This window comes from Listeria aquatica FSL S10-1188, from assembly GCF_000525795.1.
In the GTDB taxonomy this organism is placed as follows: domain Bacteria; phylum Bacillota; class Bacilli; order Lactobacillales; family Listeriaceae; genus Listeria; species Listeria aquatica.
Genome location: NZ_AOCG01000003.1, coordinates 55,350 through 70,573 on the forward strand (window position 1 = coordinate 55,350; position 15,224 = coordinate 70,573).

Here is a 15,224-nt window from a genome sequence, read left to right on the forward strand (position 1 = left end):
GTTAAAATTTTTAAAAACAAGTACCTCAAGTACTGGCTAGTTAAAAGTCATTTTCTAAGTTCATCTATTTTTTAAATAAAAAAAAGATAGCTTGATCAACTGAGTGTTTCCACTCGTTTTCAAACTATCTTTCACTTAATTAAATCTATTTTATTTTTCTTTTAGAGCGCTTTATTATTTGCTTTGGCGTCTTCTTTTCAAAGTACTTACGCAAAGTCCTGCTACTAGTAGAAGCCCAGCAAATAAGAACATTGGGTCATTTGTATCGCCTGTATGCGGAAGCGCTCCTTTGTTACTTATTGGATCTTTAGGGTCTTTCGGATCAGGTGGGATCACAGTTGGGATCTCATGTGTCTGAATGGTGTCATCTGTTCCAAAATCGAAATTTCCTCGGTTCGGAATTCCCCCTTGTTTAATAAAAGCAATGATTTGTTTATCTGTCGCATCTGGCTTGATTTTTGTAGTAATCGTCATCGTGTAGGTATGACCAGCAAGAAAAGCGTAGCTGCCATCTTTTTTAGCTATTTTAAAGACTATATGATTGCCGTCTTTTGTCAATACACCTTCATTTGTTACATCTTTTCCATTTTCATCCACTACTTTAATCGCTTCGATATCAAGAATTGGATTAACATCGTCTTTGATCGCGGCCCGTTTCCAGTTTGCCGTATCATTTCCAAACGAAGTAGCAATGTGCCAATCAAATGATTCATCTTTATTTTTCAAGGTATATTGCTGTTCACCTTCAACATCTTTATGAATCGATGGGGCTACTTTGACCTCATTCTTAGCTACTATTTGTACTGGTTCTGCTTGTGTATTCGTAATCGTAAATTTGTGTGGGGTATTATCCAGTACATAACCTTTAGGTGCTTTTGTTTCTACAAATTGATAGTCTCCTGGAGCTAAATCTTTTACTAGAAGTTTTCCATTATCATCTGTTTTAAGTTTTGCTTGTATCGTTTTCCCACTATTATCTTGTAATTCAAACTCTGCATCTGCTAACGTTTTACTACTATCAGCAGAATCTACTTTCGTAAGTTCCACATCACCAGGTTGTTGCGTATTTTCGATCACCACACTAACAGCCTCAGTTTGCGTATTTGTAATTGTAAATTTATGCGGTGTACTGTCAAGGACATAGCCAACTGGCGCTTTCGTTTCTACAAATTGATAGTCGCCTGGCTCTAAATCTTCTACCGCAATTTGACCCGTTTCATTCGTCACCAAACCAGTTTGCAAGGTTGTTCCTGCATGGTCTTGCAGACTGAATTCTGCACCTGCTAACGCTTTTGTTACATCATCTTTATCTACTTTTGTCAAAACGACATCGCCGGGTTGTTGTGTGTTTTTCGCTACCACTTGCACTGGCTCTGTTTGCGTATTGACAATAGTAAATTTGTGTGGGGTAGTATCCAGTACATAACCTGTTGGTGCTTTTGTTTCCACAAATTGATAATCACCAGCTTTTAAATCTTTCACCGAAATTTCACCAGCAGCATTTGTGACAAGGCCTTTTTCAATAGTTTTCCCAGTAGCATCTTGCAAACTAAATTCTGCACTTTCTAAACTCTTACTCGAATCCTTTGAGTCCACTTTTTTCAAAACAACATCCCCAGTACGTTCAGTGTTTTCAGCCTTCACTTGAACTGCACTCGTTTGCGTATTTGTAATGGTGAAATCAATTGGGGTAGCATCTAACACATAACCTGTTGGTGCTTTTGTTTCTACAAATTGATAGTCTCCTGGAGCTAAATCTTTTACTGTAAGCTGACCTATTTCATTTGTTTTCAGATCTGATTGAATAGTGATTCCCGTACTATTTTTCAAACTGAACTCTGCGCCTGCTAAAGTTTTCGAAGTGTCTGCTTTATCCACTTTTGTTAGAACTACATCTCCTGGTTGCTGTGTGTTTTCAGCTGTTACTTTGACAGCTTCCGTTTGCGTATTTGTAATCGTAAACTCATGAGGAGTGGCATCTAGTACATAACCTGTTGGTGCTTTTGTTTCTACAAATTGATAATTTCCAGGTGCCAGATCTTTTACTGTAAGTTGTCCATTTGCATCTGTCGTTAAACCTGTTTGAACAACTGCTCCTGTACTATCTTGCAAACTAAATTCTGCACCTGACAATGTTTTGGTTGCATCATCTTTATCTACTTTTGTTAAAACTACATCTCCAGGTTGTTGCGTATTCTCGATCATTATTTGAGTGGCACTTGTTTGTGTATTTGTAATCGTAAATTTGTGCGGGGTAGTATCTAAAACATAACCTGGTAATGTTTTAGTTTCAACAAATTGATAATTTCCTGGTTCCAAGTCTTGGACTGTGATTTGTCCACTTTCATTCGTAACAAGACCAGTTTGCAGGTCAACTCCTGCGGCATTTTGCAAGCTGAATTCCACGCCTGAAAGCGTTTTGCTATTGTCAGCAGAATCTACTTTTGTTAAAGTAACATCTCCCGGTTGTTGCGTATTAGTTGCACTTACTTCAAGTGGTACATCTGTGTTGTCTGAAGTAATGGTAAATGGAATAGGCGTAGCATCTAATACATAGCCAATTGGTGCTTTTGTTTCTACAAATTGATAATCTCCAAAAGGCAACCCATCTACAGAAATTTGTCCATTTGCATCCGTTGTCAGTCCTGATTTTATAACAGTTCCAGAATTGTCTTGAATACTAAACTCAGCACCTGGGAGTTTTTGCGAGCTATCCTTTGCATCAGTTTTCGTAAGCACAACCGAACCTGTTGTCACATAATCAAACGAAACGATTTGAAATTGTTGTAAGTTGTATTTATTCCCTGTTGAGGCTGAAACGATAAAGGCTAGTGAATTTTCACTGTTCCATTCAGTAATGTTTTTCGACCAAGTCTTTCCTTCATAAGTGACAGTCATTGTTCTTGTATCGCCATCATAAGAAAACTGGATGTCTTTGAATTGATTGCTTGTCGGTTGTTCAATTACAGAAGCAGGGGCATCTGCTCCTTCATAAGTATGTGCAATACCACTATTGTCATTGTAAACAAAACCACCAAATGAAGGAGTACTTGTATCAGGTGGAATTGGTGTGGCAAATTTGTCAGGATCTTTAACGTAATTTGATCCACCTTCAAAATTATAATGCGAATCAGCTTTCCAACCAAATCCACCAGTTAATCCTCCTACACCAAGCGCTCCTCCGTTTGTTCCAATATCCGATGTATTACCTGAATGAAAAGCAAAACCAATACCATCGGCCCCACCTTGAATGTTCGATTTATCTCCCAAGTTAATTTTACCTGTTAACGTGAAATCTTTTGTAGTATCAATTTTTTTCTGTAGTGCAAAATTCCCACTTTGATTTCTCACATTTTCCGTTAGAGTTATAATTCCCGAGCTTTGTTCATAAGTTGCCGATCCATTCAGTTCAAAATAATCTAAAAAGTTGTCCGCCGTTACATGAATATTACCATCGCTAGGGTCCGCTGCTTGAACTTTTTCTGGACCCAATCCTAAGTTAGAAAACAGGCTTGCTAATACTATTAAAAGAGCTAATCCCCCTGTTGAAATTCTTCTTATTTCTTTCTTCAAAACTTTCATTTCCAATCTCCTCTCCAAATAAAACCAACACCTTTATGAAATCTCTAAGAAAGCTTTTAACACATTGACATCATCATGAAAAACTAACTTATCAACGCTCAATTTCAAGTATGACAAAATAAAATGCCACATAAAAGAACCAAAAAATATAACTAGTTTGTGTTTTTTTTGCACTTTTTGACGATTTTATGTCGAATTACTAAAAGGACTTTCCTCCATCCACTTTTTTATGTTAACCTTCCAGATAGTTGTTTTTGTTTCGATAAGCCCTTTTTTTCGAAAATCCTTGTAAATTTCGTGATACTGCGACAACACTTGCATTAGCAAAACTGGCCAATGTCTTTATTTTTAACCATGCAGGAAGAACATAAATAGTTTCTTCTGCTTCTTCCATTTTGTGTCCATATAAATTTTCGAATATCATTTCGATGGCATAAAATAGTCGATTTTCAAGTTTTTCCGTTTCTAATATAAGCCTATTTTTCATCGCTTGTTCTTCACTGGATAAAATGGTTGCAAGAAAGTGAGAAAATAGTTGGTCTTCTTCAAGTTGAAGCGAGAACTCATCAAGGGAAAATTCCACATACTCGATATTTTCTAGTGCTTCAAGATAAAATCGTTCATCATTTAAAATAGTCGAATAGACAAAAGCATCTTTACTGTATAATTGACAAATGACATCTCGATGCCTATTATTATATCGAAGTGCTAAGGTACCTTTTTTGATGAGAAGTACTTTTCCTTGATTACTGCAGATCCTACCTCCTTTCCTTTCTCTTTGTATCGGTGACGAAAAATGCCTCCTTATGTGCGACACTAGCAGATCATCTGTTTCGACAAAGCTTTGAAACTCTAAAAAATCCATGCCTATCCATCCTTTATTTTAATTTTTTACATTTGATGATAAAAACTAAAAACATAAAAAATTAATTATCTCTAATGCAAATCATACAAGACAGAATCGGAAAAAGCAGTTCATTTTTTTTTCAAAAAAATCTCGAAAAAAAATGGACATGTGAACAATAAACAGTCGAAATATTTTTGACTAGTGATGCAGGAGGAATATTTTGTGAATATCTACCAATTCTTGGATCATTCAGAACAACAAAAGACGTATCTGTTAAGGTTTCTAGAAAGCCATCATGCGGAGTACCTTCCTTCACAGAAGATCATGGATTTTTTATCCATTTCGAACTTCAAACTACAGCGATTAATTGATGAAATCAACGAAGACTTTCAAGAACATCCTGAGACGACAAAGTTGCAAATAAAGATAGAAAATAAACATTTCATTCACTGTCCTAATTTAACTGAAAAAGATATTTCTTATCTCAAACTTGCTTATTTAGAGAAATCCTATCTTTTCCTTTTACTACAGGAGCTTATGATTCAGCCAACAAGCATTTATAGCTTTTCCGATAACTTTTATATCAGTAAAACGAAGGCTTACAATGTACAGCAAGAATTGATTCAAATTTTGGCTGCATTTAATTTGACAATAAAAGGTGGGAAATTAGTTGGTGATGAAATTATCATTCGTAATCTTTTATACAATATCTACTATAATTTTTATCACGGTATAAAAGAGCCTCTTATTGAACATATGGATGATAGGGCAAAGCAATATTTTTCAAAATTAAAAACCGAGTTGTCTTCCAATTTACCCGTCACACAACGCTTGAAAATTTTTTTTCTTCCTATTTGTGAATTTTTTCCGAATCCAAGCAGAAGAAACCTTAGTTGACTTTATTTCATCGCAAACAGTTCTTGTTTCTGAAACGGTTCCCGAAGAAACCATTAATAATTTTTTCACTCTGTTTGATTTGTCTGATGAAAATTCTTTTCAAGAAATTAATTATGCAAACCTATTCTTTTATGCTGAAAAAATGACGGATCAACTACCAGCAGAACTTCCACATGCAAACTTAAAAAATGTAAAAAAGAATACTACTCAACTAATGAAGCACTTTAATTTCTTTTTTAACGATAAATATCAAGTCCAACTTGAAGAGCATTACTTTGCAAAAACAGAGACAGAAATTTATCGAATTAACCTGAAATGGGAAATTTTCCCTACTCCTGTTAATTCTTTTATCTCTGAAAATCAGCTTTCCTACTTTTCAGAGGTTTACCCTGAGTACTATCAATTCCTGACCAATTACTTTGAAAAAAACATCAAAAGTATAGACTTGATCAATAAAATTGCATTAATGTACGATTATCTGTTTGCATTTATCACCTCCTTTCCAATTGGGGAAATCAGCTCAAAAATCTATATCTGCGTTGACTTTTCTAGGGGAGCAAACTATTCAGAGTATATCAAGAACAATGTTCTACGTTTCAAATCAATGAATATCATCATTCAAACCACTCTTACTGAAGATACTCAATTATTTATTTCAGACTTCTTAATGCCTAATTTACAGTGTGAGACAGTTGTATGGAAAGAGCCGCCATCTCATGCAGATTGGCAGCTTCTAGGTGACTTGCTTGTTAAAATTCGAAGGAGTAGTGAAGTTAAATGAAGAAGACCTATTTGTTGCTTGGGTTTATTTTGATCGGCGGTGGTTCTTCTTTTCTTTTAGCTGATCAAGTTCATGATCAGTATAAAAAAATGACCCATCGAGAGGACCCAATTGTTATCAATTCCAATTCTGCAACACTTGAATACGGATCGGATACTGACAAATTTTCGGAAAAGCAGAATGTTTATGTTCCTGAAAAAAAGAAAACGGAAAGCTCGAAAAAAGAAAAACCTTGCTCAGCTTGAATATGAGCTGTATGCAATTAAAGAAGCTCGAATAGAGCCAGAACCTCTAAAGGGTGCTACAGAACTAGGTCTTTTCCTTAAAAGCATTAGTGGGACTATTTTATTTGGGGCTTCTTACGGAGATGCTTAATATATGGTTTTTAACCGAACAAAAGACGCTGGTAGATTTGAGAAATCGATATGCCAGCGTCTTTTGTTGTAAGAAAACTCAAGATTTCTATTGATAAATTCTTTTTACGCGAAACGGAATATATAAAAATGAAAACGCAATAACAAAAACTAGGTTTATTCCGAGAATCGCAAGCCCACCGATTGAACCGTTTTGTGCAATGCCAACGATACCAAACAGTAGCGCCTGAAAGACGAGTAGAATTCGAATAAAATGGATAAAGCTTCGGTTTCTAATCGCATCTTGAATCGGATAAAGCTGTAACATCATTTGTCCATCAAAATGCCGTAACATCGGGATAAATTGAAATCCTGTTAAATAGATAAACAAGAGTGAAAAAATAATATTTAAATAAAAACCTTGAACAAAAATCAGCAAAATGAGTGCAATGATAGTGAGCCTTATGTACAACCCAATATATTCATTCGTTCGTACAAAAGTCCGACTAAACAAGTAAGCAAAAGTTTTTCTTTTTGCATAAGGAATCGGTTTGTAAAGAAAATCAAGATAGCTCCTTCTCCGAACAGTCCCTTTCAGATGGGGAACATCTGTAAACAAATTTACTAGCCGATAAAACCGGTTCATTCTTGCTTCTTCTTTATCAACTAGATATTCAAATCGCAGCACTTTTCCTTTGGCTTGTTCGTGAAGTAAATAGTATGAAGCGAATAAAGCAAGCAGAACCACTGGAATTGTCCACAAAAATGAAAATGCGAGCAACAAATATACCATTACAGCTGTTGCAAGAACTCGGAAAAATAGCCATGTGCTATCATTGTTATCTAATTTTGCAGTCTCAAAGCCAACATATACATTCCAAGCTTTGAGGAGAAAAAGCATAATGATAAGTCCAATAAAGCGACCATAAGAGTATCCAGTAACGGCTGTATACATCGGCATTGCGACAAGCAAGACAATGGCAAATACATAGCTTTGCAAAAGTGTAGTGACACGCTTTGCACGTTCAAAATAGCGCAACATCTCAGTTTCTTTCACTGTTAAATAGACCGTATCGGGACGCTTTAAAAGCGACACCATTGAAGCAAAGCAAAGCGACGCGGTTAATAAGACTACCATCAGTGGGATAGCTGGAAAACTGGGCTTGATGTGTTTTACCCAGTCTGCATAGTAAAATATGCCGGCTCCTATACCGATGATCAATACAAAAAGTAAATGATCATTGAACATATAACGGAGATATTTATTTAGTTCATCGGTATACGCACTGAATCTCTTTTTAAAAAGTTCAACACTATCAAATTTCTTCATCTTCAGCTTCTTCTTTCGTCAACTGGATATAAATCTCATCAAGAGATGCTCCGTCCATCCCGAATTGAGCTTGAAGTTCTTCGAGTGTTCCACGCGCTCTGATTTCACCTTGATGAAGAATGATGAAAGCATCGCAATATTTTTCTGCTGTTGCTAAAATGTGAGTCGACATTAAAATACTTGAACCTTTATCTCGCATTTCACGAATCCAGCCAAGAAGCGACTGAATTCCTAGCGGATCAAGTCCTACAAAAGGTTCATCAATGATATAAAGCTTTGGCTCCACCAAAAAGGCTGACATGATCATCACTTTTTGCTTCATTCCTTTTGAAAAGTGTGCTGGGAACCAATTTAGTTTTTTCTCAAGACGAAATTCTTTTAAAAGTGGCAGCATTCTTGTTTCAAATTCGTCACTCGAAAGGCCATAAGCCATTGCAGTGAGTTCTAAATGCTCGTATAATGTCAACTCTTCATAAAGGATAGGTGTTTCGGGAATATAAGAAAACTGCGACCGGTACTCTTCAACGTCATCAGTCAGTTCATGCCCGTTAATTCGAATATGTCCTTCCTTTGGCTGCATAAGTCCCGTAATATGTTTAATCGTTGTACTTTTTCCTGCACCGTTCAAGCCAATAAGACCGATAATTTGTTTTTCATCGATATCGAAAGAAATATCTTTTAAGACAGGTCGCTTGGTGTAGCCACCTGTCAAATGTTCTACTTCCAGTAAAGGCATTCTGTTACAGCCTCCTTTTTTATTTATAATTAGATTAGTTTAATAATAGCATATTTACGCATAAACTTCTCATAATTATTTATCGCTATTACATGCTTTTCCCATTTTTTTATGGTAAATTAAGAATAGAGGATTCTGAATTAATGAAAGGTGGCGTTCCTAGTGGATGATTGTATTTTCTGTAAGATTGTTCGAGGAGAAATTCCTTCTGAGAAAGTTTATGAAGATGACCAAGTATTGGCTTTTCTTGATTTAAGTCAAGTTACAAAAGGGCATACACTGGTTATTCCAAAAAAACACGCGCGTAATGTTTTTGATTTGCCGCCTGAAACCGCTGCAGAACTGTTCCGACGCATTCCGAAAATTGCTAATGCGTTAAAAACTGCCTTTCCACTTGAGGGAATGAATATCTTAAATAACAATGAAGAAATCGCTTCTCAAACGGTTTTTCATTGTCATATCCATCTTATCCCTCGCTACTCAAAAAAAGATGATTTTGGATTGATTTGGAAAGATAATTCAGACACTTATGATGAAGAGGAATTTAAAAAGCGAGCAGAGGCAATACGCGAGCAGCTTAAATACACATAAGCTGTCGTTTGTTTCCTTACTTAAATAAAAGTTTGTTATCAATTGAAGGAGCTGGTCATGATGAATAAAAAATCGCTATTTTTAGGTGCTGTTATTGGTGCGGCTGCCGGAGCTGTAACTTCTATCTTATTCGCACCAAAATCTGGTCGAGAACTTCGATCTGATATTGTTGAAAAATCTGGTGAGGCTTCTGTTGTCTTGAAAGAATTAGCTTATAACGCCAATGAATTACTACAGTCCGTTCAAGTTCTTGGAACTGAAGGTTCTACTTTAATCAAGGATGTATCAAGTGATATCATCGACTCTGTTTCTAAATGGAACGAAGAAATGGAACCTGAAAAAAAAACGCTTAAAGGATGAAATCAAGGATATGCAACGAACCATCGCTGATCTTGAAAAAAACTTTAAAAAAAGATAAGTAAGTAATTCATTACCTAGTTTCTTAGTCCAATAGAAACTAGGTTTTTTTATTGCCTTCATTCATGATTTGTAAACTATTCTTAGCTCGTGAAAAATATTTTTAAAAAAAGGGGTTGAATTCACTAGCTATAGGGACTACAATACTTATACAATCTTGAACGTTATGGGAGGAACGAAGTAATGCGCTGTTTAAAATCTGTGAACACTGTGCGCCGTGATAACTATCATCGCACTATTCTAAAAGGTGTATTAAGTTGGTTTGTTATTCTTTGCCTTTTATTTCTTGTTCACAATTTTCTCGTTCCGGGTAATTTTTCTCCGGAATATAATGGAGTTGCTTTTTTAGCACTTATCTTCATCTATCCGCTTCATAAGGCTCTTTATATCTTAGCTTCATTCAAATATAGGTCTAACATCAGCATTCAATTCGTTCGTCGATTTTACGTTTTACCTTGTATTCAAATTAAAGTGAAGCATATGATGCCAAAAAGAGATTACCTGTTTTCATTACTATTTCCATTTTTTGCGATTTTATTTCTACTGATTGTTTGGATGATGATGGTTCCAGTTTGGAATTCGCCTGTTTTTTTTAATTTTAATGGCGGTTCATTTTGGGATTAGCTATCCCGCCTTTGTTCTTGCAAACAATATTAGAAACTTGCCTAAAAGCTGTTTTATTGAAGAAGCGAAACGTGGTTATTCCGTTTTAATTTCTGATTAAGTAGATGGGAATAAAATTAAAAAACTATTAGATTTTTGTTTTCTGCTTATTTTTCCAATATTTTGTGGTATGATATTACTTGGATATAGAGAATTTATTCGATCAACTTAAGGAGTGTGTATGTTTTAAAATGAATATTAAAAAGAAAGCAGCGCTTGGAATCGTTTCTGCGCTTGCAGTTGTTGGACTTACAGCATGCGGAGGCGGCGGAGCTGTCGTTAAAACGGATGACGGCGATGTTACAAAAGACGAACTATATGATGCAATGAAAGATAAGTACGGTAGCCAAACGGTTCAACAGCTTACTTTTGAAAAAGTCCTTGAAAAGAAATACAAGGTTACTGATAAAGCTGTAAATGCGAAGGTTAAAACCTATAAAGATCAATATGGCGATCAATTCGCTAGTGTTCTTGCTCAAAGCGGATTAACAGAAGACAGCTTTAAAGAAAACATCAAGTATAATTTACTAGTTGAAAAAGCGACAGAAGACAATGTCAAAGTAACAGACAAAAAACTTAAAGCTTATTACAAAACATGGAAACCTGATATCACCGTTCGCCATATCTTAGTTGAAAAAGAAGACACAGCTAAAGAAGTTGAGAAAAAACTTAAAGCTGGTGCGAAGTTTGAAGATCTAGCTAAGGAATATTCAACTGACACAAGCACAAAAAACAATGGCGGTCTACTTCCTGCCTTCGGTCCAGGAAAAATGGATGCTGCATTTGAAAAAGCTGCTTATGCACTCAAGAAAAAAGGTGACATCAGTGCCCCAGTTAAATCACAATATGGCTACCATGTGATTGAAATGGTAAAACCTGCTGACAAAACATCATTTGAAAAAGATAAAAAAGCTGTGAAAAAAGCTTATATCGCATCGCAAGTTACACAAGAAAACATGCAAAAAGCATTGAAAAAAGTTTATAAAGATGCAGGCATCAAAGTAGAAGATAAAGACTTGAAAGACGCTTTCAGTCAATATTCTTCAAGTAATAGCTCATCTTCAAGCAAATAATAGACGTTTAAAAAGCCCCAGCTCGCTTGAGCTGGGGCTTTAGACTGTCGAAAGTACCTATTCCTAACCACTGGAGTAAGATTAAACTTTTTGACCACAAAAAAATATCAAAATAACGTCCGAACTATATAGCTAATACTTCATGATTAGGATGAACAGCTGATTATTTGGACAGCGAAAGTCGTAGAACTATTCGTTATACATAAACCTTCATTTCGCGAAAAATCTTTTTTCATAGACATGGATAAAGAAACAATGTTGCCATTTGATATTTCTATAAAAGTGATTAAAATTTGATTATCCTGCCTATTGAAAGAAGTTATGATTTTTTCAATAACAAACGCGTTATTGAATTCATTTAATAACGTGTTTTTCTCCCCAAGTTATATCTATATTCTGTCATAAGTATCTCTAAAAAAGACTGTTAACAAAGTAGTATTAACTTTGTCAACAGTCTAAAAGAGATTAACTCTCACCATCACTGCTTGCTTATTTCTGCTTGATATCTTCAGCCTTCTAATTTCGAATAAGGTTGCGAATGAAGCATCCAACCGATCCCATATTTATCAACAAACTGTCCCATTTTACCTTCCCAGAATTGTTTTGCATAAGGCATTCTTACATCTACCGTTCCAGACTCTTGGACCCGCTTAAAAAACGCGTCAGCTTCACGAGCAGCTTGTTCATCTTCACTGTTCACATCGAGCATCAACCAAATTTGGTTTCCGCTGACCGGGACCCCTTTAAAATTATCGGAACAAAATAACTCTGCTCCAAGAATAGTAAAACTTGCATGGATCGTTGTATCTTCAAGGTGTTCTTTCTTTATCCCAAATGGCTCCGCCTGTTCTTCTCCGACAGGTAAGCGCATAATCTTCGTTGCTCCAAAAACCTCTTCATAATAAGCTAAAGCCTCCTTCGCATTTGTATAGCTCAAATACGGATAAAATTTTGCCATCTTGCCCCCTCATTTCTTCATTAATGAATTCCTATCTTAGCGTAAAGTTACTTTACCCTTTTATCAAAAAAGCAATCAATTGTAGAGAGACACAACTGATTGCTTCAAAAAACCTTATAATGAGCTAAGTAGATCTTTAGACAGCTCTTTTGTAGCCGGATAAACCTCACGATAAAGTTTATAAAAACGTGCATAGCGTTCTACATTTTTGGGACTAGGCGTAAATTTTTTCTTTTTTTGTAGTGAACAAAAACCTCACGACAAGCTTCTGCAGAATCGAACCAGCCGCAGCCGACAGCAGCAATCATACATGCACCGACTCCCGGACCCTGTTCCACTTCAAGCTGTATCATCTCTGCATTAAAGACATCCGCTTGAATCTGCATCCAATCCGCATTTTTTGCCCCACCGCCAACACTAATAATCCGTTCAAATCGCTTATTTTTGGCTTGTTCCATCAAAACTTGAGAATCTTTCAAACTAAACGTTATTCCTTCAAGAACAGCTCGGGCAAAGTGCTTTAACTCGTGGTGTGTGTCAATTCCAATAAAACTCCCCCGAATTTCCGAATCAAAATAAGGCGTTCGTTCACCCACAATATAAGGCGTGAAAAGTAATCCATCGCTCCCTGGCGCTACTTCCCCCACATCACGGAGCAGCTCCTCAAACGTCGCGCCTTGCCCAAATGCTTTTTTAAACCAGTTTAGCGAATTGCCCGCCGCAAGTGTCACACCCATTGAGTAGTTTACTCCAGGAAGTACATGGTTGAAAAAGTGGAGTTTTCCTTGATAATTTGATAGCCCTTGCTCAAAAGAGCTAAAAACACCACTTGTCCCCAAAGAAACAAGCGCCTCTTCATCATTGACAAGTCCTGCTCCAAATGCTGCGCAAGCGTTATCCGCACCACCAGCAAAAACCCTTACAGCCTGCTTCAACCCAAAACGTTCCCGGTAGCTTTCCTTCAAAACGCCTACCTGCTCAAGTGACGAACAAGCAGGTGGTAGCAAAGCCCGATCAACTCCGAATTCATCGCAAATCTCATCAGACCAGTCCGCTTTCCTAACATCAAATAACAACGTTCCAGCAGCATCAGAAAAGTCCGTGTGCAGTTCGCCCGTCAAAACAAAAGCCAAATAATCTTTCGGTAGCATAATATGGCGAACTTTGTTCCAAATCTCTGCCTCATTTTCCTGCAACCACAAGATTTTAGGAAGTGTAAACCCTTCAAGAACACGATTTTTGGTAATTTCAAGAATTTGTTTACCAAATCGCTCCGTAATCTCTTGGCACTGCCTAGTTGTTCGTACGTCGTTCCATAAAATAGCCGGATAAACTGGGCGAAATGCCTCGTCTAGCACGACAAGCGAATGCATCTGCCCAGAAAAACTAATCGCTTCAAGTTCTGCTCCAAAGCTTGGCACTTCTCGACTAAGCCTTGTTAGTACTTCCTCACAAGCATCCTTCCAGTATTCCGGATGTTGTTCCGAAAAACCCGGCGCTCGCGAATCAATCTCATATGCACTAGATGCTTCCGCAACAACGCCTCCTTGCTGATTCATAACAATCCCCTTAAGCGAACTCGTGCCAAGATCAATCCCCAGTACGTATCCCATCTGTCAAACTCCTTTCAAACCTCTGTATCCATCAAACCAAGTAATCGTTCAGGCGAGATTTCACATGCTCAATGTGGCTTGACTTCAACTTAACCCCATCCCCGTGAGCATAAGCATAGCGCGTAAGTGACTCCAAGTCTTCCTGATCTGAAAGAATAGATTTTCCAATCTCCGTCCCGTTCCATTTCGCGTACCGATCCGAAATCAATTCATTAAAGAAACCATCCTCTTTTAATTTCGCTGCCGCCTGAAGCCCGCGCGCAAAAGTATCCATTCCTGCAATATGAGCTAGCAACAGATCTTCCATTTCAAACGAAGAACGGCGTACCTTCGCATCAAAATTGATTCCGCCAGGAGCAATCCCGCCATTTTCTAAAATTTCATACATCGCAAGCGTCACATCTAACACATTCGTCGGAAACTCATCCGTGTCCCATCCAAGAAGCATATCTCCCTGATTAGCATCAATCGACCCAAGAGCCCCATATTCACGAGCAACGCGTAATTCATGTTCAAACGTATGCCCTGCAAGTGTTGCGTGATTTGCTTCCAAATTCAGTTTAAAATCACCTTCAAGGCCGTAAGTTTTAATGAACGCCATCGTTGTCGCCGCATCAAAGTCGTATTGATGTTTCGAAGGTTCTTTTGGTTTTGGCTCAATCAAAAACTGTGGTTTATGACCGATTTTTCCAGCATACCGGATCACCATTTTGAAAAGCCGTGCGATATTGTCTTGTTCAAATTTCATATCTGTATTCAGAAGCGTCTCATAGCCTTCACGACCGCCCCAAAAGACATAGTTCTGTCCGTTTAGCTTCTTAGAAATATCCAAGCCCTTTTTCACTTGTGCAGCCGCATAAGCATAGACTTCTGGGTCATTCGTTGATCCAGCACCGTTATTAAAACGAGGATGAGAAAACATGTTTGCCGTGTTCCACAACAATTTGATTCCCGTTTCATCCATTTTCACCTTTATTAAATCCGTGATTTCATCTAGATTCGCCATGAACTCTTCAATGGATTCCCCAGCTGGTGCAATGTCCACATCATGAAAACAGAAATACTCGACCCCTAATTTTTCAAGAATCTCAAAGAAAGCTTCAACGCGATTTTTGGCTGTTTCCATTTCTGACTTACCAAACCAAGAACGTTCGTTTATTGCCATTCCGAATGGATCACTTCCATCTTGTGTCATCGTATGCCAGTATGCCACCGCAAATCGTAGATGTTCCTTCATGGTTTTTCCTAAAACGACTTCCTCCGCATTATAATGACGAAATGCAAATGGATTACGTGTCTCTTTCCCTTCAAATTGGATTTTTTCTACTTGTGGAAAATAACTCATGTGCCACTTCCTCCTTCAAAATCAATTCTTTTTAGTTG

At 37.2% G+C, this 15,224-nt stretch carries 12 protein-coding genes and 2 pseudogenes; 7 read left to right on the forward strand and 7 right to left on the reverse strand.

Annotation, left to right across the window (positions count from 1 at the left end):
* Positions 1-174 precede the first annotated feature (174 nt).
* Together MAQA_RS13465 and MAQA_RS02785 are read right to left on the reverse strand one after the other, a co-directional pair.
* Entirely contained in the window at positions 175-3,582 is a 3,408-nt protein-coding gene (locus tag MAQA_RS13465; protein ID WP_052008426.1) for a SpaA isopeptide-forming pilin-related protein, read from the reverse strand.
* Positions 3,583-3,814: 232 nt separating this feature from the next.
* Positions 3,815-4,447 carry a cyclic nucleotide-binding domain-containing protein gene (locus MAQA_RS02785; protein WP_036071149.1) on the reverse strand — a complete coding sequence of 211 codons (633 nt, stop codon included), beginning with the start codon at positions 4,445-4,447 and terminating at the stop codon, positions 3,815-3,817.
* A 204-nt stretch (positions 4,448-4,651) separates the two neighbouring features.
* Between MAQA_RS02785 and MAQA_RS02790 the strand changes: the two genes are divergently transcribed.
* The 3 genes from MAQA_RS02790 to MAQA_RS02800 are packed head-to-tail and all read left to right on the forward strand — an operon-like array spanning position 4,652 to position 6,352.
* The gene (locus MAQA_RS02790; RefSeq protein WP_036071151.1) at positions 4,652-5,326 is read left to right on the forward strand and encodes a helix-turn-helix domain-containing protein; all 675 of its coding nucleotides are present in this window, start codon (positions 4,652-4,654) and stop codon (positions 5,324-5,326) included.
* Positions 5,286-6,107 (forward strand): hypothetical protein, encoded by an 822-nt coding sequence (locus MAQA_RS02795; RefSeq protein ID WP_036071154.1) that lies wholly within the window; start codon positions 5,286-5,288, stop codon positions 6,105-6,107. Before MAQA_RS02790 ends, MAQA_RS02795 begins: the two co-directional genes overlap by 41 nt.
* Entirely contained in the window at positions 6,104-6,352 is a 249-nt protein-coding gene (locus tag MAQA_RS02800; protein ID WP_036071157.1) for a hypothetical protein, read from the forward strand. Before MAQA_RS02795 ends, MAQA_RS02800 begins: the two co-directional genes overlap by 4 nt.
* Positions 6,353-6,569: 217 nt before the next feature.
* Here the strand turns inward: MAQA_RS02800 and MAQA_RS02805 are convergent, their stop codons facing one another.
* Together MAQA_RS02805 and MAQA_RS02810 are read right to left on the reverse strand one after the other, a co-directional pair.
* Positions 6,570-7,790, reverse strand: a complete 1,221-nt coding sequence (locus MAQA_RS02805; RefSeq protein WP_036071160.1) for an ABC transporter permease — start codon at positions 7,788-7,790, stop codon at positions 6,570-6,572.
* On the reverse strand, positions 7,777-8,526 hold the full coding sequence (locus MAQA_RS02810) for an ABC transporter ATP-binding protein (protein ID WP_036071163.1): 750 nt from the start codon (positions 8,524-8,526) through the stop codon (positions 7,777-7,779). The genes MAQA_RS02805 and MAQA_RS02810 overlap by 14 nt, the downstream gene beginning before the upstream one ends.
* A 162-nt stretch (positions 8,527-8,688) precedes the next feature.
* On the opposite strand from MAQA_RS02810, the gene MAQA_RS02815 reads away from it, so the two are divergent.
* The 4 genes and pseudogenes from MAQA_RS02815 (at position 8,689) to MAQA_RS02830 (ending at position 11,270) form a co-directional block, all read left to right on the forward strand.
* Positions 8,689-9,117, forward strand: a complete 429-nt coding sequence (locus tag MAQA_RS02815) for an HIT family protein (RefSeq protein WP_036071166.1) — start codon at positions 8,689-8,691, stop codon at positions 9,115-9,117.
* Between the two features lie 60 nt (positions 9,118-9,177).
* Positions 9,178-9,535, forward strand: a pseudogene (locus MAQA_RS02820) (YtxH domain-containing protein).
* A gap of 182 nt (positions 9,536-9,717) precedes the next feature.
* Entirely contained in the window at positions 9,718-10,158 is a 441-nt protein-coding gene (locus tag MAQA_RS02825) for a metalloprotease family protein (protein WP_241463049.1), read from the forward strand.
* 236 nt (positions 10,159-10,394) lie between these two features.
* Positions 10,395-11,270, forward strand: coding sequence for a peptidylprolyl isomerase (locus MAQA_RS02830; protein WP_036071347.1), 876 nt, complete (start codon positions 10,395-10,397; stop codon positions 11,268-11,270).
* Between the two features lie 508 nt (positions 11,271-11,778).
* Here the strand turns inward: MAQA_RS02830 and MAQA_RS02835 are convergent.
* From MAQA_RS02835 to xylA, 3 genes and pseudogenes are all read right to left on the reverse strand, one after another.
* Positions 11,779-12,228: a VOC family protein gene (locus MAQA_RS02835; RefSeq protein WP_036071168.1), complete on the reverse strand. Its 450-nt coding sequence runs from the start codon at positions 12,226-12,228 to the stop codon at positions 11,779-11,781.
* 114 nt (positions 12,229-12,342) lie between these two features.
* Positions 12,343-13,841: pseudogene (gene xylB / locus MAQA_RS02840) on the reverse strand (xylulokinase).
* Positions 13,842-13,872: 31 nt separating this feature from the next.
* Positions 13,873-15,186: a xylose isomerase gene (gene xylA / locus MAQA_RS02845; RefSeq protein WP_036071170.1), complete on the reverse strand. Its 1,314-nt coding sequence runs from the start codon at positions 15,184-15,186 to the stop codon at positions 13,873-13,875.
* Positions 15,187-15,224 lie beyond the last annotated feature (38 nt).